At 66.4% G+C, this 24,872-nt stretch carries 19 protein-coding genes; 5 read left to right on the top strand and 14 right to left on the bottom strand.

Features of this window, described 5'->3' with window-relative positions; translation table 11 throughout:
• Positions 1 to 94 precede the first annotated feature (94 nt).
• The 6 genes from C0099_RS01560 to C0099_RS01535 all read right to left on the bottom strand — a co-directional run bounded on the left by C0099_RS01560 (position 95) and on the right by C0099_RS01535 (position 10,633).
• Positions 95 to 628 carry an SRPBCC family protein gene (locus C0099_RS01560; protein WP_102245810.1) on the bottom strand — a complete coding sequence of 178 codons (534 nt, stop codon included), beginning with the start codon at positions 626 to 628 and terminating at the stop codon, positions 95 to 97.
• Positions 628 to 990, bottom strand: coding sequence for an ArsR/SmtB family transcription factor (locus C0099_RS01555; protein WP_102245809.1), 363 nt, complete (start codon positions 988 to 990; stop codon positions 628 to 630). Before C0099_RS01555 ends, C0099_RS01560 begins: the two co-directional genes overlap by 1 nt.
• A 174-nt stretch (positions 991 to 1,164) precedes the next feature.
• Complete coding sequence (locus C0099_RS01550) at positions 1,165 to 3,132, bottom strand: CHASE2 domain-containing protein (RefSeq protein ID WP_102245808.1); 1,968 nt, start codon at positions 3,130 to 3,132, stop codon at positions 1,165 to 1,167.
• Between the two features lie 10 nt (positions 3,133 to 3,142).
• On the bottom strand, positions 3,143 to 4,738 hold the full coding sequence (locus C0099_RS01545; protein ID WP_164084857.1) for a FecR domain-containing protein: 1,596 nt from the start codon (positions 4,736 to 4,738) through the stop codon (positions 3,143 to 3,145).
• 310 nt (positions 4,739 to 5,048) lie between these two features.
• A complete protein-coding gene (locus C0099_RS01540) occupies positions 5,049 to 9,488 on the bottom strand; it encodes an SdrD B-like domain-containing protein (RefSeq protein WP_102245806.1) in 4,440 nt (1,479 codons plus the stop codon).
• Between the two features lie 317 nt (positions 9,489 to 9,805).
• A complete protein-coding gene (locus C0099_RS01535; RefSeq protein ID WP_123785204.1) occupies positions 9,806 to 10,633 on the bottom strand; it encodes a response regulator transcription factor in 828 nt (275 codons plus the stop codon).
• 80 nt (positions 10,634 to 10,713) lie between these two features.
• On the opposite strand from C0099_RS01535, the gene C0099_RS01530 reads away from it, so the two are divergent.
• Positions 10,714 to 12,780 carry an ATP-binding protein gene (locus tag C0099_RS01530; protein ID WP_102245804.1) on the top strand — a complete coding sequence of 689 codons (2,067 nt, stop codon included), beginning with the start codon at positions 10,714 to 10,716 and terminating at the stop codon, positions 12,778 to 12,780.
• A gap of 14 nt (positions 12,781 to 12,794) precedes the next feature.
• On the top strand, positions 12,795 to 15,071 hold the full coding sequence (locus C0099_RS01525) for a TonB-dependent receptor (protein WP_102245803.1): 2,277 nt from the start codon (positions 12,795 to 12,797) through the stop codon (positions 15,069 to 15,071).
• Between the two features lie 42 nt (positions 15,072 to 15,113).
• Here the strand turns inward: C0099_RS01525 and arsH are convergent, their stop codons facing one another.
• Together arsH and C0099_RS01515 are read right to left on the bottom strand one after the other, a co-directional pair.
• Entirely contained in the window at positions 15,114 to 15,836 is a 723-nt protein-coding gene (gene arsH, locus C0099_RS01520) for an arsenical resistance protein ArsH (protein ID WP_102245802.1), read from the bottom strand.
• Between the two features lie 7 nt (positions 15,837 to 15,843).
• Entirely contained in the window at positions 15,844 to 16,341 is a 498-nt protein-coding gene (locus tag C0099_RS01515; protein WP_102245801.1) for an arsenate reductase ArsC, read from the bottom strand.
• Positions 16,342 to 16,574: 233 nt separating this feature from the next.
• On the opposite strand from C0099_RS01515, the gene C0099_RS01510 reads away from it, so the two are divergent.
• Entirely contained in the window at positions 16,575 to 17,219 is a 645-nt protein-coding gene (locus C0099_RS01510) for a hypothetical protein (protein WP_102245800.1), read from the top strand.
• Positions 17,220 to 17,256: 37 nt separating this feature from the next.
• Here the strand turns inward: C0099_RS01510 and C0099_RS01505 are convergent, their stop codons facing one another.
• The 5 genes from C0099_RS01505 to C0099_RS01485 form a co-directional block, all read right to left on the bottom strand.
• On the bottom strand, positions 17,257 to 17,823 hold the full coding sequence (locus C0099_RS01505; RefSeq protein WP_102245799.1) for a hypothetical protein: 567 nt from the start codon (positions 17,821 to 17,823) through the stop codon (positions 17,257 to 17,259).
• Between the two features lie 124 nt (positions 17,824 to 17,947).
• Positions 17,948 to 18,751: a galactosyltransferase-related protein gene (locus C0099_RS01500; protein WP_102245798.1), complete on the bottom strand. Its 804-nt coding sequence runs from the start codon at positions 18,749 to 18,751 to the stop codon at positions 17,948 to 17,950.
• On the bottom strand, positions 18,748 to 19,620 hold the full coding sequence (locus C0099_RS01495; RefSeq protein WP_102245797.1) for a hypothetical protein: 873 nt from the start codon (positions 19,618 to 19,620) through the stop codon (positions 18,748 to 18,750). Before C0099_RS01495 ends, C0099_RS01500 begins: the two co-directional genes overlap by 4 nt.
• Complete coding sequence (locus tag C0099_RS01490; RefSeq protein ID WP_102245796.1) at positions 19,613 to 19,906, bottom strand: PqqD family protein; 294 nt, start codon at positions 19,904 to 19,906, stop codon at positions 19,613 to 19,615. Before C0099_RS01490 ends, C0099_RS01495 begins: the two co-directional genes overlap by 8 nt.
• A gap of 4 nt (positions 19,907 to 19,910) precedes the next feature.
• Entirely contained in the window at positions 19,911 to 21,032 is a 1,122-nt protein-coding gene (locus C0099_RS01485; RefSeq protein ID WP_164084856.1) for a nucleotidyltransferase family protein, read from the bottom strand.
• An 85-nt stretch (positions 21,033 to 21,117) separates the two neighbouring features.
• On the opposite strand from C0099_RS01485, the gene C0099_RS01480 reads away from it, so the two are divergent.
• Entirely contained in the window at positions 21,118 to 23,496 is a 2,379-nt protein-coding gene (locus C0099_RS01480; RefSeq protein ID WP_102245794.1) for a glycosyltransferase, read from the top strand.
• Between the two features lie 101 nt (positions 23,497 to 23,597).
• On the opposite strand, the gene C0099_RS01475 is transcribed toward C0099_RS01480, so the two are convergent.
• Complete coding sequence (locus C0099_RS01475) at positions 23,598 to 23,942, bottom strand: hypothetical protein (protein WP_102245793.1); 345 nt, start codon at positions 23,940 to 23,942, stop codon at positions 23,598 to 23,600.
• A 296-nt stretch (positions 23,943 to 24,238) separates the two neighbouring features.
• Here C0099_RS01475 and C0099_RS01470 point away from each other — a divergent pair, with 296 nt between their 5' ends.
• Positions 24,239 to 24,829, top strand: coding sequence for a malonic semialdehyde reductase (locus C0099_RS01470; RefSeq protein WP_102245792.1), 591 nt, complete (start codon positions 24,239 to 24,241; stop codon positions 24,827 to 24,829).
• The last annotated feature ends 43 nt before the right edge of the window (positions 24,830 to 24,872 follow it).

Here is a 24,872-nt window from a genome sequence, read left to right as displayed (position 1 = left end):
TCTACACGGCTGAACTGCGGTCACAGGAGAACGCGCTGCGCGGTCGGCTCAGCGACGCGGACTGACCCGCCCGCGCGCGGCGGGTGACGCCGGCTCATGCCGGCAGGCTGCGATCGTACTCGTCGCGCAACCGCAGCCACGCATCCCAGAACGGAACAGCACGTGCGCCCGTCAAGCGGGCGACGAGCACGTCGAGGTGGGCGTGCCAGCCGGAGCTGACATCGAGCAGGCCGCTACGGTCGGCAAGGCGGTGGTGGATCACGGTCAGCAACACCTCGTTTCCCTGCGCTTCCAGCTCGAAGCACACGCTGCCCTCCTCCCCCCAGGTGAAGACCAGCCTGTGTGGCGCGTCGAGTTCGATGATGCGCCCGCCCATACGCTCCTCCTCGCCGAAGCCGTCGGGGCGGTGTCCAGGCGGATCGGTCAGTTCGTCGTTGCGCCAGACCAGCTCGAAGGTCGAACCGACACGCATCTCCATGTCACCGGCGGCGAGCCAGCGACGACGCAGGTCGCTCTCGACGAGATGCGCCCAGACCCGCTCGAGCGGGCCCGGCAGAAGGCGCTGGATCTTCAAGGTGGTCGGCTCGATCAATTTTCCCCAGGGTTCGAGGGTAGCGGACGAGGTCATCACTGTTCTCCTTCGGAGGTGGGAGGGGGTGAGGCTTGCGCCTCGCGCAGCAGTGCTTCGAGCGCATCCAGGCGCTTGTTCCAGAAGCACTCGTAGAAGCCCAGCCATTCGTGTGCGCTGGCGAGCGGGCCGGGGTCGAGGCGACAGATGTGCGTGCGACCCCGCACCTCGCGCCGGATCAGGCCGGCGTTCTCGAGCGCCTTGAGATGCTTGGACGCGGCGGCGAGCGAGATCGGGAAAGGCTTGGCCAGTTCACCCACGGTGCGTTCGCCGGCCGCCAGCTCGCGCAACATGCGACGACGCGTTGCGTCACCCAGGGCGTGGAAAACGGCGTCGAGCCGCTGGAGTTCTTGTTCAACCATACGGTTGAATTTATCGGCCCGGCAGGACACAGTCAACCATTTAGTTGAATATTATCCCCGAGCAAGGCCGACGCATCGTTCGCACATCACCCAAGTGAGCATGACAGCGGCGCGATGATCCGCCAGTTAAAGAACAACAACTCGCGCGTACGTTGCCTACGCGCCTTCACGCCTTCACGCCTTGAGGCGATCGCGCTGCGGCAGCACCTGCGGCAGGCGGATGCAGAACCTCGCGCCCCGACCCGGCGCACTGTCGATCGAAACCGTCCCGCCATGACGCTCGACCACGGTGCGCACCATCAGCAAGCCGAGTCCGGCACCGCCCTTGTTCGCACCCGGCAGCCGCGCGTGACGCTGAAACAGCAGGTCGTGATGCTCGCGCGGGATGCCCGCCCCCTCATCGCGGACCTCGATCGCCCAAAGGGCCCCGCAGGACCTCAATGCAAGCCGCACCCGTCCACCTTGCGGCGTGTGCCGGATGGCATTGTCGAGCAGGTTCACGAGCGCACGCCGCAGCAAGTCCTCGTCGCCGAGCACCAGGCTCGGCTGGTCCTCGGCTTCGGGAAGATCAACGTCAACGACAAGCTCGATCGACTTTGCGCCGGCGGCCAACCAGACATCGTCAACTGCCTCCTGCAGCACCAGATCGAGACTGACCGTATCGAACTGGGAGGCTTCGATGCTCTCGGCGCGAATCAGGTGCACGAGTCGATCGGCCAGATCGAGGGACTTGCGTGCTGAGCGCTCGATCCGCAACAGCATTGGATCGGTGGGGCCTTCGCCCCGCGCGCGACGAGTGTCCACGGCCAACAGAATCGCGGCCAGTGGCGTGCGCAGATCGTGGGACAGAAAATCGAGCGTTTCCTCGCGGCTGCGCTGCATGTCGCGCTGGCGCCGCATCGCATCGCGCAACATCGCGATCCGCTCGACGAACGGATCGAGGACAATCGGTGAAGGCGCACGCGGCGCGGGATTGGCATCGACGCAACCCGAGCCCAGCCCCTCCAGTTCGGACTCAAAATACCGTCGACTGGCTTCAAGACGCCGCCAGCTCCAGAGTGGATAGGCCGCCAGCCCCGCCAGGACGGCAAACGAGGGCGGCAACCAGAGCATCGCGTATTCGCGCAACAACCATGAGATGGCGAGCCCCGACACGGCCGTTCCGAGCGCCGAGAACATGGCCGCACGCGGTCGCAAACGCAACATCGCGATCATCAGCAGCAGCACCACCGAAAGATTGAAGCCGACCTCGGTCGGCAGCGAGGCCCGTTGCAGGACGCGTCCGTGGCGCAGCCCGTGATAGAGGGTCGCCTGCATTTCAACGCCCGGCATCAGGTTGCCGTGCTGCGAAGTCGGCACCGGTATCGCGCCTCCGCCACCGGCCGCCGCCATGCCGACGAACACGATCGCGTCCCGCAGAATCGACTCGGGCACCGTCCCCCTGAGCACGTCCCCGTAGGAGACGTAGCGGAACGTCCCCGGCGGCCCGAGAAAAGGAACATGCCGCCATTCGGCCCGTCGCCAACCGGAGGCGTCCGTTTCATCCGGGGGCGGGTAGGCTGCGCCCCGGTCGGGCTCAACGAGCCGCAGCGCTGCCAGCGCAAGCTGCGCATGGCGCGGACGGCCAGCCCCCTCCCACAGATACACGGTCCGTGCGATGCCGTCCGGATCGAGTTCGATGTGGGTGTGGCCGAGCGCTGCGGCCGCCTCGCGAAAAATCGCCTCCGGCAGCAGCTCGCCGTCGCCAACGGTGCCATAGCTCGCTTGCGCCAGCGGCAGCACCACCCTGCCATGACCGGCAATACTCGCGGCGAGCACTTCGTCGGCGCGCACATCGTCGCTGCGCTCGTGCAGGATCAGATCGAGAACGACGGCGCGAGCCCCGGCCTCATCCAGGCGATCGAGCAGCGCCGCATGCACGGCACGGCTCCAGGGCCAGCGGCCGACCTCGGCGAGGCTGCGGTCGTCGATCGCGACAACGACGAGATCCGGATCGGGCTCGGCGTGGCGATAGGTCGCGGTCGCGTCGTACAACACCGCATCGATGCGCCACAGCCACTGCTGGCTGGCTGCTGCCCAGGCGAGAACGGCGAACAGCAGGGTCACGCCGATCCACTCGCCCGAGATCCGCATGCGCGTCATGACTGATCGGTCACAGCGCAATCAGCGGAAGGAGGACCAGCCACCACGGTCCGGGCACCTCCACACGCTGTGCGCCGCTCCACGCGTTGACGTAGCCGTCCGCATCGATCGAGCGGATGCGAAGATAGTAGGTGCCAAACGAGGGCTTCGGCATTACCAGCTCGGGCGCGGTGGTCTCACCCGCCGCACGCGTGCGTGCGAAAGTCTCGTCGTCGGAAAACTGATACTCGAATCGTTGCCCTGGCTCGCCGCCCCAGCGGAAGAGCATCTCGTCGTCGGACACTTCCGGAGGTTCCGACAAGGCCTGCAACGGTCGCACCGAGAACGCAACCGGATCAGACCACGGCCCCCGTTCGCCATTGTCGCGCACGCTCGCTACCCGCCAGACGTAGCGACCCGCCTCGAGCGCGACCTGCTCGGTCGTCGCACGCGTGCGGGCGCTGTGCAGCGGGGTCGAGAACGCCGAGGCACCGTCGCCTGCGCCCGGCTGGTCGGCCACGGTGGACAGCTCCACAAGGTAGCGCGCCGCCTCCGGCGCATGCGTCCAGCTCAGGGTCACCTTACCGGCCGGCACCTTGCTGCCCTCACCCGGATTGCCGTTGAACGGCGGCTCGGGACGCGCCTTCAGGCGAAACACGTGCGACGCGTCAAAGCCTTCGAGCCCGTTGGCATCGACACCCCGCACCAGCAGCCGGTAGTCGCCGTCAGGCAAGCTCGGAATACGCGCCACGCCGTCCTCGACCAGGCGGTCGAACAGCACCGGCAATGGCGCGTCGGCCCGGACCACCTGCGCACGCCAGGCCACGGCGCCGTCGAGCGACGGCATCGGCATTCGCACAAGCGGACGCTCGAACAGTTCGGGCAGCGTGCGGGCATCGGGTGGGGGCAGCAGCGGGGTCGCGCCCGGCGTCTGACCGCCACCCGCAATCAGGCCGAAGCCACCTTCGACGCGAAGCTCCGGTTTCGAACCGAAGCTTGGACGCAGGCCGACGCTGCCGGACACGACCTCCGTCCGGCTACGCCGGGAATCCGGCTCGAAGCCCGCGCGAAAGTCGGTTCCGCGCACACCCACGACCGCGGTGGGCGTCTCGATCCGGTATCGGGCCCCGGGTCCGCGTTGCGGTTCGACCCGGGACTCGATCCGCCCGCGTTCGAGCGAGATGTCGACGGACTGCTCGTCGGTGCCGGCATATCCCTGCAGCGTCTCGACGCTTGCCGTCGACCGCGCGGGCAGGATCAGGCTGGATCCATCCGGCAGCGCGATCGCGATGTGTCCATCGTCGGCGGTCTCCAGCGACGAACCGACTCCGACCCGATCCCCGGTCACGGCAGGGCGACCGTCCAGGCGCGCATCGCCCGCGACCGCCACGATCTGCGCGCTGCGCGGGATCGGGCTGAGCAGCTCATACGGGATGCGCAGCGTCTTGCCCACCGGCAGACGACGCGGATCGCGCACCTTGTTGATGCGCTGCAGCTGCACCCAGTCGTCCGGATCGGCGAGCAGGGCGACACCGATCGCCATCAGCGTGTCGCCCCGCTCGATCTGGTAGATCAATTCCTGTGCCGAGGCGACTCTCGGGCACACAGCGACGAGCGCCAGCATCATCAGATACGTCGGTATGGACTTCAGTAGATTCACTTCGCCACTCCCGCAAGAGAACCGCCCGGATTCCGCGCCCGGCCCAATCATGGGCCGGCGCGGAATCCAGACAAATGTCGATGGTGTGCGCGCAAGCGTGCGAACCGACGTACTCAAACGTCGCCTCCTCAAGCTGTCGACGCAGGAAAAGGAGGTGTCGCACCGCTTTCACCTTGCGACACCTTCGATCCGAGAGCGAACCCGCTCGCGCTGGTCTTGTCGCCCTCCGCATCGATATCGCCGACATCGTTCTTACCCGGCTTGATGATTTGGCCGATCAGACCTCGCGACGACGATACATCGCATAGACGCCCATCAACAGGATCAGCAGCAACATCGCCTTGAACTGCAGCGTCGGGATCGGCGCGATGTCCTGTGAGGTGTACTCACCGAAATCGTAGTTCTGCGCCGCATCTCCGCCCTGTAGCACGATGGATTCGAAGACGTCGGTTTCCGGCGAAACTCCAGGCTCGGTCGCGCCCACGCCCACCGCTTCGGCGCCATCGATCCAGCCATCAGGGTGGGTCTCGGTGATGCGGTAGGTGCCGGGTGCGAGTTGTCCGAAGAAATAGGCGCCGCCGGCGTCGGTAAGGGCTGTCGCCACAACCGCTCCATCGCGCCACAGCGTCACAACGACATCGGCAATACCCGATTCGGCATCGTCGAACACGCCGTTGCGATTGGCATCGTGATAGACATGCCCCGCAACGCTGGCGAGTTGTCCGGAATCCGAGTCGAGGTACTCACCGAAGTTGTACTGGACGGCATCGGTGTCGGCCGGCAACTCGATGCTGCCGATCTCGTTGGTCACCGGCACGCCCCCGACGCTTCCCGGATTCACCGGCCCGTCGATCCAGCCACCAGGCTGCGTCTGCGTCACGGTGTAGAGCCCGGACGGCAGGTCACCGAAGAAATACGTCCCGTCGGGAGCGGTCGTCGCGCTGCGGGTCACCGGATCGCCCCAGGTGGAAACACCGTTAAGGGTGATCAAGACGTTCTCGATGGGCGGATTACCGACCGTATGCACGCCGCTGTAGTCGTTGTCGTGATAGACGCGACCGGCAAGGCTGGAAATCACGACATCCACCGTATCCTCATCTTCGGCCACAGGCGGCGGCGGCTCATCGAACTCGAGATCGGTATCCAGGTGCAACTCGACGCGATTGGTGCGCGGGCCCGCACCGTCCGAAACCACCCACACCGGAACGCTCACCGTCACGCTCTGCCCCGGGGGCAATCCGGAGCCAAAGGAGCACTCAAAGGATTCGTCGCCCGCCGCTCCGGTGCACACCGAGCCGCCAGGCGCACCCGAAACTAGGATCGGAGCACCGGTCAGTTCCATGCCAGCGGGCAGCACATCCCGGATTTCGGGGAAGTACGCGGGTTCGGTCGCGTGATGATTGGTGAAGGTGATGACGAAGTCGAACGGCTCCATCACCGAGACCAGCGAACTTGAGGCGACCTTCGTGATCGAGACGTCCGGCACACTGCGCACCGTGGTCCGCTCACGGGTTACGTCATTTGTCGGCACCGGGTCAGGACCGTCGGCGCCATTGTCGCGATGCTCCTGGGCGCGGCTGATCGCGTAGTTGAAGTACACACCGCGGGTATCAGCTTCCAGCTCGTAGCGAATCGCGCGGATCTGGCCATTGAGCAGCAGACCCATGTTGCAGATCAGGTCGGCATCTTCGACGAGGTCGCCCTGCAAAGGGTCCCATACGCCGTCGAGATAATCGGGATTCTCGACGGTATCCATCGGCCACAGATAGCTGTCGTCCAACGGCTGATCGGGGTAGCCAGTGCCGAACGCTTCGTCGTCGGGTTCCTTGGAGCATGCGATCCCGAGGCCGGCCAGATCACCAGGGTCGATCTCGGTGAAGACACCGCCCGAGACGTCGTAGTAGGTGATCGAATCCTCCACGAAGCGGAAACCCTCCGACGGCAGGAAATCATAGATCGTCGCCGCGCTTGCGACCGACGGGCCGTTGTTGATGATCTGCACGGTATAGGTGACGGTATCGGCCACGAACACCGGATCAGGCGTATCGCTCTTGATCACGGCCAGATCGACGGACGCCTCGCCAACCTCTGCGTCGGCGGTATCCGCATTGTTGTCGCTAGTGGTTTCCGGGGTGTCGGTCGTGACCACTGCGTTGTTGACCAGCGTGCTGCCCGGGGCGATGCCGTGGTTCGGACGCGTTGCTACATCGATCGTCCAGGTCGCACCACGGGCAAGCGTCGAGCGTGTGCAGATGATTTGGTCGTTGCTGGCCTCGGTCGTGCTGTTCGCGGTTGGCTGCGTGGCGCAGCTGGCTCCGCCACCCGGATTGACCGACAGATAGGTCAGATCATGCGGAAGCACATCGGTCATGGTGAGGCTGCTCGCACCGGAGGCTCCTTCGTTGGTGACCTGGATGCGGTAGTTCAAGGGCGTGCCGAGCTCGCCGCTCCAGGTCGTCACCGTCTTGCTCAGCGCCAGATCGGTAAGTGCGTCGATCGAGACGTCCACATTGTCCGTGTTGTTGCTGTAATCAGGATCGGCCACCACCGACGAATAGGCGGAGGCAGTGTTCCCGCGGGTGAGCGCAGTGCCGTCGGCGCTGTTGCCGTGCGGCAGGATCGTGACAGTCACGGTGGGGCAATCGCCGCCCGAGCACACCGGGATGGACGTGAAGGTGCAGCTCAGGGTACGGCTGGACGGATTTCCGACGTTGCCACTTGATCCGCACGACCCTCCGGAGGCTGTGCCGTTATTGACCGTGACGCCCTGAAAGCTGTTGCCGCCCGAGTTCGTGAAGAGGTTGCTGAGTACATCGGTCAGCGTGACGCTGGTTGACGTGGCTGGCCCGTCATTGACGATGCGCAGCGTATAGGTCAGCGTCTCACCGGCATTCACCGTCGCGGCGCTCGCGGTCTTCTCGACTAGGAGATCGGCACTGCTGCCAGGGGTCTGGGCGTTGATCGTGGCATTGCTGCACGGAGTCGCCACTTCGTTCTCGAGAAAGCCGAGATCATGGTCGATCGTCGTCAGGCAGGCCCCATTCACCAGATCGCCGACAATGTCTCCGTTGGCGAACGCGGTGATCGTGAACGCTTGCGTCGCATTCACCGCAAACGGGGCACCTTCCGCATAGGTGCGCGAGCAGGTGAAGGTATCTGCGCCCACGACGTTCGGCGGAACCGTCGTGCACGTCCACCCGCCGGGGGCGGCGATATTCGTGATCGTCAGGCCCTCGGGCACCGTGTCCGTCCAGGTCAGGTCGCCCCAGAAACCGACGTTTCCATTATTACGCACCGTGACGCTGTAGTCGAACGGATACGCTGCGCCGATCGTGCGCAGATCACGCTGCGGAGCCGACTTGACGATGCCGAGGTTGAGCTCGGCGGCCACGATGGCAGGCGCGGTACCGTCGATGTTGTTGTCCAGGTTGGGATCCGGCTTGTTGGTGTAGTCGGCGGAGACCGTGGCCTCATTGGCCGAGTACGTGCCGGCCGTGTCGCCCACGACATTCACGGTGACCACACCAAGGGGCTGATTGGCACCGGCCGTCATGCCGCTCGTATCGAGTCCAGAGCAGCTCACCAACTGCCCGCTCACACTGCAAGTCCAGCCATTCTGGTTGAACACAGCCGGGTTCTGGATCTGCAGACCGGGATCCACGGAAATGCTCAACTCGGGCACGTCCGGCACTTCGCCGGTGTAGCTGGGATTTGCGGTCAGCGCAAAGGGTTCGTTCTCAAGAAACGGGCCGCCAGATTGGCCAAGCGTGACGGCCAAGTCGCTTCCGGGGTTCACATCGACCTGACGCGTGGACGACTGATTGGTGGTGTTGCCGTCGTATTGATCGAGGCTATCCACGAGCGCAGTGGCGCTCAGGTTGCTGCCTGACGTCGCGGCGATCTGGGTCGTGATCGGGCCGATGTTTTGCACCCCGCTCAGCGCAAGCGAGGCAATCTGGCACACCACACCAGGGGCGCCAGCAGAACATCCCGCCGGCAGACTACCAACGAGAATCGCGCCAGCCGGCAGATCGAGATGAGCAACGATGTTCGTCGCACCGATAGGCCCGTGGTTGGTGACGACCATCTCGTGCGTCCAGATACCACCGGAAGCGATCGCCCCAGGCGAACTGTTGAGCACGATCCCGACGTCCGTACCCTCTTGCACGGTAACGGTACGCTCCTCGTCATTGTTCGTGGCTTCCGTGTCCGTACTTGAGGTCGCCACCGCCGCATTCGTGGTCATGGTGTAAGGAAAACTCCCTACGCCCGTACCGGTGGCACGCACGACCACATCGAGCGTGGCGTTGGTGGTATGCGGGATCGTTCCGAAATTGCAAGTGAAGGTGTTCGACGCATCGGGCGGCAGCGAGCAGGAACCCTGCGAGGGTGACGCGCTAAGCAAGGTATCTGTGGCGCTGATCTGGTAGGTGACGACGACGTTATTGGCGTCGCCGGTGTGGGTAGGATCGGAGTTGTCGACCGTCACCGTGAACGCGGCAGTGTCACTGGCGTTGATGGTCGCGGCGCTGGTCAGATCGTGATTGAGCACCAGATCGACGTTCTGGGCCATCGCCGTTCCGGCGGCGAGTACCAGCCCAGGAACGAAGATCAGCCCACGCAGCACGGCGAGCAGCCGGCGCGCCGCAGATCTCGCATTCACACCACGACCCGACTCACGCCGCGCCGCCCCCTGAAGGAGTTCGATTCCGATCATTGCTCTCTCACCCGCTCCCCAGATCACTGAAACTTTCCGCGAAATCTGTGCCGGTTCGGCAGACTGACAAAGCCGATCAACACTCGCGGTCAGAACCCGGGGCGCGTGGCAGAGAGGAGGAAACCGCCGCGACACCGTGACCGGGTGTGGCGGACTCTAGGGAGGACAACGGGCGAACGCCCTCACGAAGTTTCACGAAACCATCGCGAAACTCACACCGTCGTGAATCCGGTCACGCGAGGGTGTCGATAACTCCGGGGGGTTGTGGGGGATATGGCAACATTGCGCGCCCGCAGCAGATCCTGGGGAAAAGAGGGTCAGGGGCGGAAGACGAAACCGATGCCGCGCACGGCACGCAGGGGCAGACGTTCGCCGCACAGATCACGCACCTTGCGTCGCAGACGGCTGATCAGCATGTCGAGGCGGTGATCGAGGTAATAATCGGAACTGTGACCGAGCGCAGCGACGAGGTCGTCACGCATCACGGCAACGCCGGGGCTCACGAACATGGACTGCATCACGGTACGTTCGGACGGCGTCAGCGGAATGAGGCTGCCATCAGGCGCATGCAGCGTCCAGCCATTGTCATCGATCACCCATTGCCGTTCGCGGCTGCTCGAGGCATGGCCGGAAACCCGTCGATGCACGCTGATCAGGGTGGCGACCAGTTCGCGGAGGTCGACCGGCTTCACGAGAAAGGCATCTGCGCCGGTCATCATGCTGCGCACACGCTCATCGACCTCGGTGCGCGCCGAGCAGATCACGACGCCGATGCGCATCGCGTCCTTCAGGCGTCGCAGAACGGAATGACCGTCCTCGCCCGGCAGGCCAAGATCGAGCAGCAGCAACTGGGCCGGTTCGCGCAACAGGTCGGCATACAGGTCACGCGATTCCGGGAACGCCCGTACCAAAAAACCCTGGCTCGACAACGCAAGTTCCAGCTCCTCGCGCAGGTCATCGTCATCCTCGACAATGCAAACGCTAATGCCCGTGCCGATCAATCTACCTTCTCCCCTCGCTTGCCCCGCTGCGATCACCGGAACCGGGTCTGCCGCCATGAAACGGCGCCCGAGCGATCCGGACGTTAGCATAACGGGCTTCGTGACACGCCACAGCGCACCCGGACGACATTGATGAGCCGACACCTCGCCGAGGCAGCCTGCACACCCCGACACTCATTGCCTTCCCGAATCAGGGTGAGCACCTCAACGGTTCCGGACGGATCATGACCGGTCCGCGCTGCCTCGTCGCCGCTGTTGTCTGCTGTTGTATCGCGCTGTGGGCGCCCATCGCGGCGGCCGGTCACGCTTGCGCACCGACCATCCTTGATGACTCGGCCCACTTCGGCGTCAAAGACTTCGGGCGATCGGTGCGGCTTGCAAAGGCTCCGCCGGATGCCGACGTGCAGGATATCGCGCGATTGCCGGAAACAGCGTTCTCGCCGCCACCGCGTGGAGGGATCGTCGCGGGCGGTGGCGCCCCGGTATGGCTGCGCCTGTGCCTGCAACGCGAAGCCTCGGCTGCCCCGGAATGGGCATTGATCGTGCTGCCTGCCTATATCCGCCAGATCACGCTGTTCGAACCCGACGGCGCCGCGTTCCGCGCCCGCATCAAAGACCGCGACCGCCAGCGCGATGACAGCGACGTTGCCTATCGCGGAGCAGCCTTCGCGCTCCAGCCCGACGTCGAGACGCCAAGCGCGTACTACATGAAGATCGACGGGCCACGTCCGGTCGCGGTCGATCTGCTGCTACTCGAACAGGGCAGAATCTCGCACTTTGTCGCGATCGAGTACGCCGGCTACGGCCTCTATCTGGGCATGATGCTGCTGGTCGCGACAATCAACCTGATCTTCTGGCACCGGCTGCGCGATCCGCTGCACCTGCGCTATGCACTGGCGATACTTTCGGTCGCGCTCTTCGGGCTCGTCATCGGCGGTTATCTCGAGCAGTTCGTACCGGCCTTCGCAGCGTACTACGACAGGACCTGGATGACGGCCTACGCCATCTGCGCGGCCTTGATGATCCGCTTCGTGCTCGACGCCTTCCGTACGCGGCTCTACTACCCCATGCTGTACCGCGCAGGGCGGATGATGATCGCCCTGCTTGCGATCTTCGTGTGTATCTCCGTTCTGGGCATCGATCCGGGCTTCGACGCAGCGCGACTGATCCGTTACCTGGGACTTGCCAGCATTCTGGTATTCGGTCTGACGAGCCTGCACGCGCTGCTCCACCACCGCAGCGTGCGCCTGTACGCGATCGCCTTCCTCCCGCTGATCGCGGGGCTGCTGTCGATCACCGCGCGCCGCTTCGGTCTTGCCGATGTGCCGCTGGCCGACCATCTGCCGAACATCGGCGCACTGGTGCATGTGGTGCTGCTCAACTTCGCGCTGGCGCGTCGCGCCGAGCGTGCCGATCGCGCCCGTCAGCGTGCGCAGCAGTCCGCGCTGCGCGCCGCGCAGACCTCCGAACGCATGCTCGAAGCCCGCGTCGTCGAGCGTACGCGGGCGCTCGACTTGGTCAACGCACAGCTTCATCGCGAAATCTCCGAACGCACGGCGGCACAGGAGCGTCTGCACGAGGCACTGGAAGCCGAGCGCCGCGCCCTGCACGGCCAGCGCCAGTTCGTCGCGATGCTGTCGCACGAATTGCGCACACCGCTGGCCGTCATCGACACCGCCGCCCAGGGACTCGCCGACGAACAGGCCGACTCACAGCGTCCGCGGCGCATCGAGCGCATTCGGCGCAGCGTCGGTCGACTGGTCGGCTTCATCGAGAACCTGCTCGCCGAGGACCGCATCGCCTCGCCCTCGCGCATGCACATGCGTCGTCACGACCTGCGCGCGGCATTGCAGCAGCACTATGGCGACGTCGCGGACGGACGCGTGCGAACCACATTGCCGGACGATCCGGTCGAGGTCTTCGTCGACCCCGACCTGATCGGCATCGTGGTGTCGAACCTCGTCGACAACGCGCTCAAGTACTCGCCCAAGGACACGCCGGTCGACGTCATCCTGCGCCACGCGGGCGACGGGGTGGTGCTCGACGTAGTGGACCAGGGCCACGGCATTCCGGCCGACGACAGGGAACGCGTCTTCGAAAAGTACTATCGCGCGCACGGCGGACTCGAGCGTCAGGGTGCGGGGCTCGGCCTGTACCTGTGTCGCGAGATCGCGCGCCGCCACGGTGGCGACATCGAACTGCTTGCACCGACGGACGAAGTCGGCACCACCGCGCGCCTGCGGCTCCCCGTCGCGCCGGCAGACGACGCCTTGCGCCCCGACGCAACCTGACCCGGAACACGCCCATGCACCCGCGACCTATCCCGCTCCTTGCCGCACTCCTCGTCACGACGCCGGTGGGCGCAACCGAGGCCGAGCTGCCCGCCGTGCTCGTTCAGCCCGCCGACACGCTCGATCCGGCGACGCTGTCGACGACGCGCATCGACGGCGCAGACGTCGATGCCGTTCCGGCATCTGCCACCGACGCACTGGGCAAGCGCGCGGTATCAATCCAGGCCACCCGGCCCGAGAACCGCAACACCGGGATCTTCGTTCGCGGACTGGGCACCACCTCGTTCAACGACGGCATGAGTGGCAGTGTCGGCACGACCCTCGACGGAGTTCATCTCGCGCGCCAGGGCATGTTCCCGCTGCGCCTGCTCGACATCGAATCGGTCGACATCGTCCGCACGCCGGCACTCGGCGGACCCGGGCCGGCCACCAGCGCGGGCGGCATCCACATCCGCACACGCGCACCGCAGTGGGAGGACGAGGCCAGCGTGCGTCTCGAACGCGGCACCCACGGCCACGAGGCATACGAGACGGTGGTCGGTGGCACGCTCGTCCCGGAAACCCTGGCGGGCCGGTTTTCCGCCTACACGCAGCGCCGGTCGGGCGTCGTACGCAACGTATTCAGCGGTGAGGACGTCAACGGCGGACAACACGACGGCCTGCGCGGACAACTGCTGTGGACGCCGTCGGCGACGTTGCGCGCTCGCCTGATCGTCGAACGCGAACGCCTCGACGACGATTGTTGCGCGTACTCGGTGGCCCGCTACAGTGCGGCCAGCCGTGCGCGCGCCGCAGCCCTCGGGCATACGCTGCTGCCGGCCGACCCGCTGTCGCGCGAGGTCGCGCAGGACGGCAGCAACCGCCGGCGCATGGACCACGAGGCCGCCACCGCGCAGTTCGAAATCCTGTTGCGCGACGACACTCGCCTGGTCGCGACCACCGGCTGGCGCCAGTGGCGCTTCGATTCGCGCTCGGATCTGGACGGCATCGACCTGGCAATCGCACCGCGTGGCGGATCGCACATGGATCATCGACAGTGGAGCCAGGAAATACGCTTCGATGGCCGCCTCGCGCCGACGCTCGACTACCGCATCGGCGCCTATCACCTGCAGCGCTCGCACCGCCGCGAAGGCCTGCTCGGCTACGGCCCCGATGCGGCACGCTGGTTCACGGCCGGGCTGGATCTGCCGCCGCTCGACGACGCACTGCTGGCAGCCGTACTCGACGGCGCGACGGTGCGCACGCCGGGCAGCCAGTCGGCCACCACACAATCGCTGTTCGGGCAACTGGACTGGGCTCCACGCCACGATCTGGGGCTCACCGGCATCGTGCGCTACAGCCGTGACCGCACGCGCGCCGAGACCCGCTGCGAGGTGAGCGGCCTGCAACCCCTGCCCGCACTGCCGGGTTTCTCCGAACTGGCCGGACAGTTGCGCGGTGCACTGCTTGGCCACGACACAAGGACACAGCACCGCAGCCGCGACGACAGCCTCGACGCCAGTCTGCGCCTGCACTTCGAGCCGCGCGCCGGCGTAGAGCTCGAAGTGAGCGCGTCGAGCGGTTACAAACCCGGCGGCGTCAACGCGGAAACCGTCACCGGCGCGGTATCGCCGACCTTCGACGCCGAACGCAGCCTCGGCCTCGAGGCCTCGGCCGGCCTCGACCTGCCGCGAGACGGGTACCTTCGGCTGACGCTGTACCGCACCGAAATCCGCGACTACCAGGCGCTCACCTACAACCCCGATTCGTCGCCACTGATCCCGACCATGAACAACATCACCAACGTCGACGCGGTGCGCTCGCAGGGGGTGGAAATCGAATCGGACATGGCACTTGGCGAGCGCACGCGCCTCGCGCTCGGTGCGGGCTACAACGACGCGCGCTACACCGACTTTCGCAACGCTCCGTGTCCGCCCGGCAGCGGCGTCCTGTACTGCGACTTCAGCGGCAAACAGATGGCCAACGCACCACGCTGGACCGCCTTCGCCGGCCTGAGCCACCACCGACCGCTGGCCAACGGAGGCGAAGTGTACGGCGACATTGCCTGGCGCTGGCGCAGCGGCTTCCACGGAACGACCGAGCGCGGCCACGGCAGCCACGTCGCCGCCCGCGGCCTGATCGATGCCCGCATCGGCCTGCGACAACGTCACTGGGATCTCTCCCTGTGGGCCCACAACCTCACCGACGAGAAGCACGTCACGGCCGTGTTCGCGCTGAACGGCAGCGGCGACTACGGCGCACTGGCCGGCCGGCCGCGCACGATCGGACTCAGCCTGACGCTGGCGCTTTGAACGAAACGACCCGCGCAGGTCGAGCCGGCAAGGCGCGCGGCTTCAGATCGAACGCTGGTTCACGCGGCGTGACAGTTCCGCCGCGCTTTCCTTGCGCTCGCTGTAGCGATCTACGAGGTAGGGCGCCACATCGCGCGTGAGCAGCGTGAACTTGAACAGCTCCTCCATCACGTCGACGACGCGGTCATAGTAGGCCGACGGTTTCATGCGCCCGGCCTCGTCGAACTCGGCGAAGGCCTTTGCCACCGAGGACTGGTTGGGAATCGTCAGCATGCGCATCCAGCGGCCCAGCACGCGCATCTGGTTGACCGCGTTGAACGACTGCGAGCCGCCCGAGACCTGCATCACCGCCAGCGTCTTGCCCTGCGTGGGGCGCACCGCGCCGACCGACAGCGGAATCCAGTCGATCTGGGTCTTCATCAGCCCGGTCATGGCACCGTGCCGCTCGGGCGAGCACCACACCATGCCCTCGGCCCACTGCGCCAATTCGCGCAGTTCGCGCACCTTGGGATGGTCGTCGGCGGCGTCATCCACCAGCGGCAGGCCGGAGGGGTTGAACAGGCGAACCTCGCCGCCCATCGCACGCAGCAGGCGCGCGGCCTCCTCGGTCAGCAGCCGGCTGTAGGAGCGCTCGCGCAGCGAACCGTAGAGCAGCAGGAAGCGCGGCGCGTGTTCCGCGCGCGGCACATCGAACAGTGCGGACGGATCCGGGCGACTAAAGTGTGCAGGGTCCAGCTGTGGCAGATCGTCGAGTACGTCGCTCATTGCCGGCTCACCGCTGTCCGATGGCGCGCAGCTCGTGCTGCAGCGACATCGTGTCGAGCCGCGCCAGCGGCAGGCTCAGGAACAGTTCGATGCGCCGCTTGAGCACTCGCGCGGCCTCCAGAAAGGCGGCGCACTGGGCGTCCGCGTCGCCGTCGACGAACGCCGGATCGGGCACGCCCCAGTGCGCCGTGGCAGGATGGCCGGGCCACACCGGGCAGGCCTCGCCGGCTGCGCTGTCGCACACCGTGAAGATGAAGTCCATCTGCGGCGCGTCCGTGCCCGTGAACTCGTCCCAGCTCTTGCTGCGCAGGCCGTCCACCGGCAGTTGCAGCTGCTGCAGCACTTCAAGCGTCATCGGATGCACCTGGCCGCGCGGAAAGCTGCCGGCCGAGAACGCGTTGAAGCGCCCGCGCCCCAGCTCGGCAAGCAGGCTCTCGGCCAGCACCGAGCGGGCGGAATTGGCGGTGCATAGGAACAGTACGTTGTAGGTCTGGCCATCGGACATGTCCGAATCCTCGTGCAATGAATGGCTGAAAAGGAAGACGCCCGAACCACGCCTTGTGCGGGTCGCGCGAGCAGTCTGGCTCGGGCTGATCGTTTTGATCTTACAACAACTCTTGAACTGTTGTCTGACGTTTTCGTGACGCCCGCAGCTTCACGCTTTGGGCGTCCCTGCGTCCCGACATGCCTGCGGGTACAATCCGGGCATCCTCTTCCACGCGGATTCGAGCGCCCTTCATGCATCCAGACACCCGCGTACTGATCGGCACCCCGGCCTACGGCGGCATGGTGCATCTGGACTACCTGAACTCGATTTCCGAGTACTACCGCAGCGGCATTCCGTTCTCGATCTCGGCGATCGGCAACGAGAGCCTGATCACGCGCGCGCGCAACGCGATCCTGTCGCGCTTTCACGCCGACGAACGCTACTCGCATCTGCTGTTTCTCGACGCCGACGTGCATCTGCCGGCGGCCGGCCTGCGCCGGCTGATCGATCATGACGTGGACGTGGTGGGTGCTGCGGTGGCGCTGAAGGGATTCAACGAACGCGGCGAGCGCATCTTCAACGTCGGGCGCTGCCTGGGCGAACGCGGTGCGCTGCACGAGATCGAGCGCATCGGCACGGCGGCGATGATGCTCTCGCGCCGCGCGGTCGAGGCGCTGGTGGGAGAGGCTCGCGAACAGGGCCTGGTCTATGACCGCCCGTTGTCACGCGGATCGGCGGGCCCCGAGCAACACTACGACGTGTTTCGCGTCGGAGTGGTCGACGGGGACTACCTTTCGGAGGACTTCTGGGTGTGCCACCGGCTACGCGCGCTGGGTTTCCGGGTGTATTTTGACCCGGAGATCATGACGCGGCATCAGGGGGTCACGGAATTCTGACGCGCGGCGATGACGCCGGCCGCGCGCTCATATGACACTACGTGGGAATACACTCCCCACCGGGTCCGAGTTGGAAGCTTTCTGAGTGGATAGTATTGCTGACGTTAGTGACTCGGCCCAACAGCAAGGTATTGGTCGCGACAAGATTCGTGAAATTGTAGCCACCGATTTCGACATCGCCGATCCGGTTGTCCTGAGAAATCTGGACAATCGCATTCGAATATGAATCTACGCGGGTCGAATCCCAGTAGCGGACGACGACATCCGGATTGTCACTGCAGTCGAAGGAGACGCACTGACTCGGAAAGGTAGCCAGACTCTGTTGCGCATGCGCCGAAGGAATGACGAAATTGGCCAACCGCTCGAAGATGCCACCGGGGACCATCATGCCCTGCTGGAGGTTGTTCGAGTAGATTCCGGTGATCGACACGATGGTCGCCTGCGCATGGGCCGGGACGATGACGGTATCGATGACCGGCTTGACCCACTTTTCCGGCAGCACGGCAGCGGACACGCCACCGAGTGCAAGCGCCTGCAGCAGGCGACGGCGGCCGGTGGGACGGGACGAATCGGCCTCGACAGCCGGATGGTGTTGTTCGGACATGGTCAACTCCGCTCGGAATGACTGCGACCCCGACCCTCGGAACCGCGCTTCGTGATGCTAGCACCGAAAACGCCGCAACAGGCCATGACAGCGCATTGCGCTGTCTTTTCGCAACACGACGGGGTCAAACCACACCTTCGTACTTGCCCGGGTTGCCCATGATCTGCCGCTGCACCTCGCACAGGAAGCGCAGTTCGGTGTCGCCGGCCTGCGCGACCCAGTTCAGGCGTTGCAGGTTGTCCGGATAGTGCGGGTTGCCGAAGGTCGCCAGTTCGTCGCGCGCGTGCCACAGATGCAGTGCCGCCCGGCCTTCGAGCGCGGCGACGTTGTGCGTGACGCGCTGCATGCGCAGCGTATTGGCGTCGTCCTCCGCGCCCCAGCCGAGGAAACGCTCGTCGAAGCCGCCCATCAGGTGGTGCAGGCTGCGGCGCATGAAAAACGCGCCGCCGCAGAAGCACAGTCGCTCGCGACCACCCGCACGGGTTGCCGAGGCGTCCGCTCGCTCGAAGTCGGGCTCGATCGTGCCCGCATGCAGGGCATCGGATTCCGCCTCGTCGAGATCGGCGATGCGGTCGTAGGGATTCACCGCCAGCGCGCGGCGCGTGCACAGCGTCGCGGCCGTGCCCAGCGCCGAATGCGCGAGCAGCAGGTCGGCGTCGCAGAAGAACAGCACCTCGGCGCGCGCCACGCGCACGCCGACGTTGTAGCCCCAGTTCTTGTTGAACGGGCCGGGATTGCGCACGAACACGCGCTTGATCGCGGGCGCCCAGTCGTCGCTGTCCAGACGCGGCGCCTCGTCCTGCTCGACCACGACGATCTCCCAGCCGGACATGCGCCCGTACCAGGCCAACACCGTTTCAAGATTGCGGCGGCGCACCTCCTCGCCGATGCGCACGGTGGTGATGAAGGAGATCGACGGGGTGGTCATCGGCACGCCTCGTTCAGCGCTGGACCCACCGGGACATGAACGATGCCGTCAGCGTGCTTCAGCCATTCATGAACGTCCTCGACGCGCGAATAGGTCGCGCGTACGACCGGGACGCTGGCCGCCAGGCGCGCGGCCAGCGTGAGGCCGTTGCGTGGCAGGTTGCGGGCGTTGAGCAGACAACCCATGAGTGCGGCGGCGGCACGCCCCGGACTGGGTTGCTCGATCTCCAGCGCCGCGCCGGCACGATATTCCGGCAGCAGAACCAGCGCCAGCGGCATGCCGGACTGCGCGCTGCGCGGCCAGGGCACGAGGGTGACGCCGCCCGAGAGCCGCGAATTCGCGAAGCCCGTCCGCAACGCCGGCAGGGAGCGCAGCAGCGGCAGACTGCCCGGCTTGACGTTGAGCGGGCGCGAAAAGCCATCCACGCACCCGGCCGCGTCGACCGCGCTCACCTCGTCGCTGAGGAAGTCGTAGCCCTCCGCCAACAGGGAGGCGGTCAGCGTGGTCTTGCCGGAACCGGAATCGGCCGCCAGCAACAGCACACGCGCATCACGCACCAACGCGCCGGCATGGAACAGGCCCACATCGCTCGCATCGGCGACGAGGTGGTACTGGACGAGCTGCACCAGCGCCAGTTCGAGTTCGTCTTCGCGGGCGCTCGACGCGAAGCGGCCGTCGCAGGCCATCACGAAGCCGCCGCGTTCGGGATCCTCGGCCAGGACGATCTGGCGCCCGGCGGGCACGCCGTCCGACACGCGATGCGGGCCGAAGAGAAAGTGCACGGCGTCGGCCGCCCGTGCCGAATCGGTGACGATGCGTACCCGATTGCCGGCGAAGCCGACATCGATGACGTGCGCGGCGTCAGTCACGCGCCTCGACCAGCTGCTGGTCGGCCAGACCGCGCAGCGTCGCGGCGACCTCGTCGCGGATCGTCGCGGCCGCGTCCGGGTAGGCTTCCTCGAGCATCTCGGCGATCTCCTCGCCGGAGTGTTCGCCGCTGCACAGTCGCCAGACGATCGCGGCGGTGTCGTTCAGATACAGCGTGCGGTCGCCTCCGGGCAGATACACGAGCACTTCCTGCCCGGTATCTTCGCTCTCGATCCCGTCGTGCCGGACATAGCGCGTGCGCAGGATTTGGGCGGTTTCCTCTGGCATGTGTTCAACCTGGCGTCTTGAAAAAACTGTTTGGCGTCACCGGCCCCAGATACAGGCGGCGCAAGCCCTGACTGGCAAAGGCCGCAGCATGCCGCAGCGGCAACCACGCGCGGCTCACCGGCGTCGGCGCGACACCGTAGACCAGCCGTGCCCACCATTCTGGCGGCAGCAGTGTAGCGCGAATGCCTGCACCGGCACGCACGCGCGGCCAGCCGCGATAATCGGCGCCGACCTCGCGCATTCGCGGCGGACGCTGCGGGTCCAGCCCGAGCGATGCGCACAGCGGCGCCGGCAATGGCGTGAACGCATGGATCGCGCGATAGGCGTTCCACAGCGCCGGGTGCGCGCGTCGCAACGCGGGCCAGTCGATCGCGTCGTCAAAGTGCGCGGCGATGGCGGCCAGATCGGCCACATGCCCCAGGCGCAAGGGCTCGGCCAGCTTGCGCATCCCGAGATACTGCATCCACAGCATCTGCGCCGGCGCCAGGCCCCGCAGGGTCACGCCCTCCACCCTGAAGGACGACAACGGGCGCTCCAGCGTGCGCATCGACAGCGGGTCGTTCATGATCAGGTTGAAGGCCTGCGTGTGCATTTCCACGCTCACCGTGATGCCGTCACGCGTGCGGTGCGCGATCGGGAAGTGATGCTGCAGACGGTCGTATCGGGTGTGCGGGCGAGGCGCATTGAAGCCGCACGCGCGCAGCACCTCGCAGGCGGCTTCGCCATGCTCGGGGGCGACCAACAGGTCGAGGTCCTCCATCGGCCGCAGGGCGGGGTCGGGATAGACCTGGCGCGCGAGCGCGCCGCCCTTGAGCACCACGACCCCGATCCCGGCCGAAGCGAGCTGTGCGCCAAGCTCCGCCAGGGTCACACCCTGCGCGGCGGCGATCGCCTTCTGGCGCGCGTAGGCGGCCGCCAGCCTGCGCCGCACGTCGTCGGGCAAGGCCACCCCGGCATCACGAACACGCTGGTAGAGCAACGGCGCGATGCGATGCTCGGCGGCGGCGTGCAGGACTTCGGCCCAGTCCCGCACACCCGCGACTGCGCCATGCAGCGCGGCGGCGATCGGCTCGTCGATGCGCGGCGCGCTCACGAGCCCGAACAGGCGGTAGTCGGATATGGACACTGCACGATGGCCCGGTGGATACGGCTCTGTATGATAGCCCGGCCGGCACCAGCGACACCGCGGCGCCCTGTCAGAGCGGATTCAAATGATTCCACGCATCATCCACCAGACTTGGAAGAGCCGCGAGGTGCCCGAGCACCTGCGCGGCTTCGCACGCAGCTGGCAGGCGCACCACCCCGGCTGGGAACATCGCTTGTGGACCGACGCGGACAACCGCGCCTTTCTGGTCCGCCACTGTCCGCACTTCCTGCCGTATTACGACGCCTACGCCTCGCCGATCTGCCGCGTGGATGCGATCCGCTGTTTCCTGCTCAAGCACTTCGGCGGCCTCTACGTCGATCTGGATTTCGAATGTCTCGAGCCCTTCGATGAACTGCTCGACACGGACGCCGTGATCCTCGGCGAGGAACCCGAAAAGCACGCGCAGGCACACTGCAAGGACGAACCCGACCTGAAGCACGTGGTATGCAATGCCCTGATGGCCTCGCCGCCGCAGCACCCGTTCTGGGATCACGTCATCGAGTGCATGATCGCCGCGCAACGCGAGCCCGGGCCGCTCAACGCGACCGGCCCGTTCCTGCTCACCCGGGCGGTGGAAACGTACCGCGGGGACGCGCCGGTGCGCGTGCTGCCGGCGTCCAAGCTGTACCCGATCAGCGACGTCGAGCAGCGTTCTGGCGCGATCTTCGACCTCGAGTTCTGGCGCGCACGCACACGTGGCGCGCACGCCGTGCATCACTGGGCCGGTACGTGGTGGCGCGGGCAGGACGACATCGAGCCACTGACGCCCGACCGCACGCGCATCGGACTGCTCGAGCGCGGCGTGCGACTCGGCGAAACCGAGCTGTCACTGCGCAACATCCAACCCGCCGACACGCCGCTGGTCTCGTGCCTGATGATCACGCGCAATCGCGCATCCACCGCGAGGCTGGCCATCGACGCCTTCCTGCGCCAGAGCTGGCCTGCACGCGAGCTGGTGATCCTCGACGACGGCGCAGACGACAGCCTGCGCGATCACGTCGCGGTGCTGAACGACCCGCGCGTGCGCATCTACCAGCCCGACGGACCCCGCGCGACACTTGGCGAGTTGCGCAACCGCGCGCTTGCACTGGCCCATGGCGAGTACGTCTGCCAGTGGGATGACGACGACCTCTACGACCCGACGCGCATCGCCTGCCAGATGGCCGCGCTGCACGCGCTGCGTGCCGACGCCTGCTTCCTTGAGCGATGGACGATCTGGTGGCCCGCGCAGGACCGCCTGGCACTGTCGACGCGCCGCCTGTGGGAAGGCTCGATGCTGTGCCGCAAGGCGCTCGTACCGCCTTACCCGGCGCTGGCGCGCGGCGAGGATTCGCCGGTGGCAGAACACATCCTGGCCCACGGCCGCGTGGTACTGCTCGACCAGCCACGGCTGTACCTGTACGTGGTGCATGGCGCGAACACCTTCGGCGCGGAGCACTTCGACCGGCATTGGGACGACGCGACATTGCGAGCGGAAGGGACCGATTACGCCCGCCTGCGGCAGGAACTGGGCAAACGCCTGCCGCTCGACGACTATCCGGTCGGCAACACCAGCGACGAACCAGCATCGTCCGCACGGGAATCCGCCACTGCGGTGGAACCCCCTACGCCACCGCCGACCCCACCGGTGGACGACGCCGTTTCTCCCGCCATTTCGCAACGCCCGGCCGGCGTGACACCACACGTGCTGCTGCTCACGCCACTGAAGAACGCCGCGCACTTCCTGCCGCGCTACTTCGAACTGGCCTGCGCACTCGAGCATCCGCGCGAGCGGCTTTCACTGGCGTTTCTGGAAGGCGACAGCGACGACGGCACACCGGAGCTGCTGCGCGAACTCGCCGCAAGCCACGCCCACGCCTTCGCCCGCGTCGAAATCCTGCACCGCGATTTCGGACTGCGCCTGGCGGGCGAACGCTCGGCCGCCGACGTGCAGTACGTGCGCCGCAGCGTGATCGCCAAGTGCCGCAACGCGCTGTTTCACGCTGCCCATCGTGACGAGGAACAGGTGTTGTGGATCGACGCGGATCTGGTCGACTACCCGCCCGACGTGCTCGCCCGCCTGCTGGACGCACAGCGGCAGATCGTCGTGCCGCATTGCGTGCGCCAGCCCGGCGGCGAGACCTTCGACCTGAACAGCTTCCGCTTCACGCCCGACGCGCGCGCCACGCGCTGGGCGCACATGCTCGACGGCATCGCACAGCCACCACGCGGCGCCGGACGCCAGTATTTGCAGGATCTGCGCGGCAACGCGCTGGTCGAACTCGACGGTGTCGGCGGCACCATGCTTCTCGTCGATGCTGCCGTGCATCGCGCCGGCGTCCTGTTTCCCGACTATTCCTACCGCGGTTTCATCGAGACCGAAGGCTTCGCGATGATGGCGCGCGACCGTGGCATCCGCTGCTGGGGCATGCCCGACCTGGAGATCGTGCACTCGCGTGCATGAGCCGCCGGAGTGTCGGCAACGGGTACCGTGTTACGTACTCGCCAGATACCCGCAGCGCTGGGCGAGGAGAGTGCCCCGCTCATCGCTCGAAAAGCGGGCGATCAGCCTCTCAACAACTCGTTGGGTGACTCGTCGGCGATCAGGCGGCCATCCTGCCCCGCAGAGCCGGACGACTCGTTACCCGTCTGCTGAGCGCCGGGCTGGCGGTTGTCCTGCGACACTTGCTGCGACTGGCCGCTGCCGGGCACCGGATCCTGGCGCGCCAGTTCCAGCGCCTGGTCACTGATGCTGCTGCGGGTACTGGGGCCTTCGTTGACGCGCGGCTCGTTCGGCGGGGAATTGCCGCCTGGCGGCGTGTCACGATCTTCGCGCGAGCGCGCGAGCGCATTCGGACCGTCGTTGGCGAGTACGCCCGCCGGGCCGCTAGTGGAACCGACTCCTTCCATGACCACTCCCGTCAGTTGATGTGAACTCGCCCTCGAGCGAGGGATGGGCCGTCTGCCCCCGTGGCGACGAGGTGTGCAAGGCCCGCACACTCTGGACTGCACGTGATGCGCGGCGTTCCCTACACGATAGAAGCACGGATCACCCGCCGCAAGCGGCCGCGTATTTCGCGGACCGTCGTCGACGCGCGAGGAACGTTGCATGTACGGTAGCGGTCGCACTCCAACCCACGCGCGACACGTGCCGCCAGCGGCGCGGCGTCGTCGCGCGAATTCAACCGCTTACAGGGAGGAACCACATGTCCGGAAAACTCGACGACGCAGGAATGGATCTGATCTTCCGCGAAGCCCGCACCCACAACGTGTGGCTCGACCAGCAGGTGTCCGACGCGACGCTGCACGAACTGTACGATCTGATGAAGTACGGCCCGACCAGCGCCAATTGCAGCCCGGCGCGCATCGTCTTCGTGCGCAGCCGCGAGGCCAAGGAGCGGCTGCGCCCGGCGCTGGCCAAGGGCAACGTGGACAAGACCATGAACGCGCCGGTGACGGCGATCATCGGCTACGACCTGCGCTTCTACGACAGGCTGCCGGAGCTCTTCCCGCACACCGACGCGCGCTCGTGGTTCACCGGCAAGGAGGAACTGGCCGATGCGACCGCCAAGCGCAACGGCTCGCTACAGGGCGCCTACTTCATCATCGCGGCGCGCGCGGTGGGACTGGATTGCGGCCCGATGTCGGGCTTCGATCAGGCCAGGGTCGATGCCGAGTTCTTCGCAGGCACCGACGTGCGCTCGAACTTCCTGTGCAATCTTGGCTACGGCGACGCCTCCGCATTGCATCCGCGCAGCCCGCGCCTGGACTTCGACGAGGCGTGCACGCTGCTGTAGGCGCGGACGAACGCCCACCGGGCGGCCGTCCGCGGCGGGCGGG

Origin of the sequence: Pseudazoarcus pumilus, assembly GCF_002872475.1 — a bacterium.
In the GTDB taxonomy this organism is placed as follows: domain Bacteria; phylum Pseudomonadota; class Gammaproteobacteria; order Burkholderiales; family Rhodocyclaceae; genus Pseudazoarcus; species Pseudazoarcus pumilus.
Note: the sequence above shows the minus strand (reverse complement) of the source record. Positions and strands in the feature narration are given on the sequence as shown.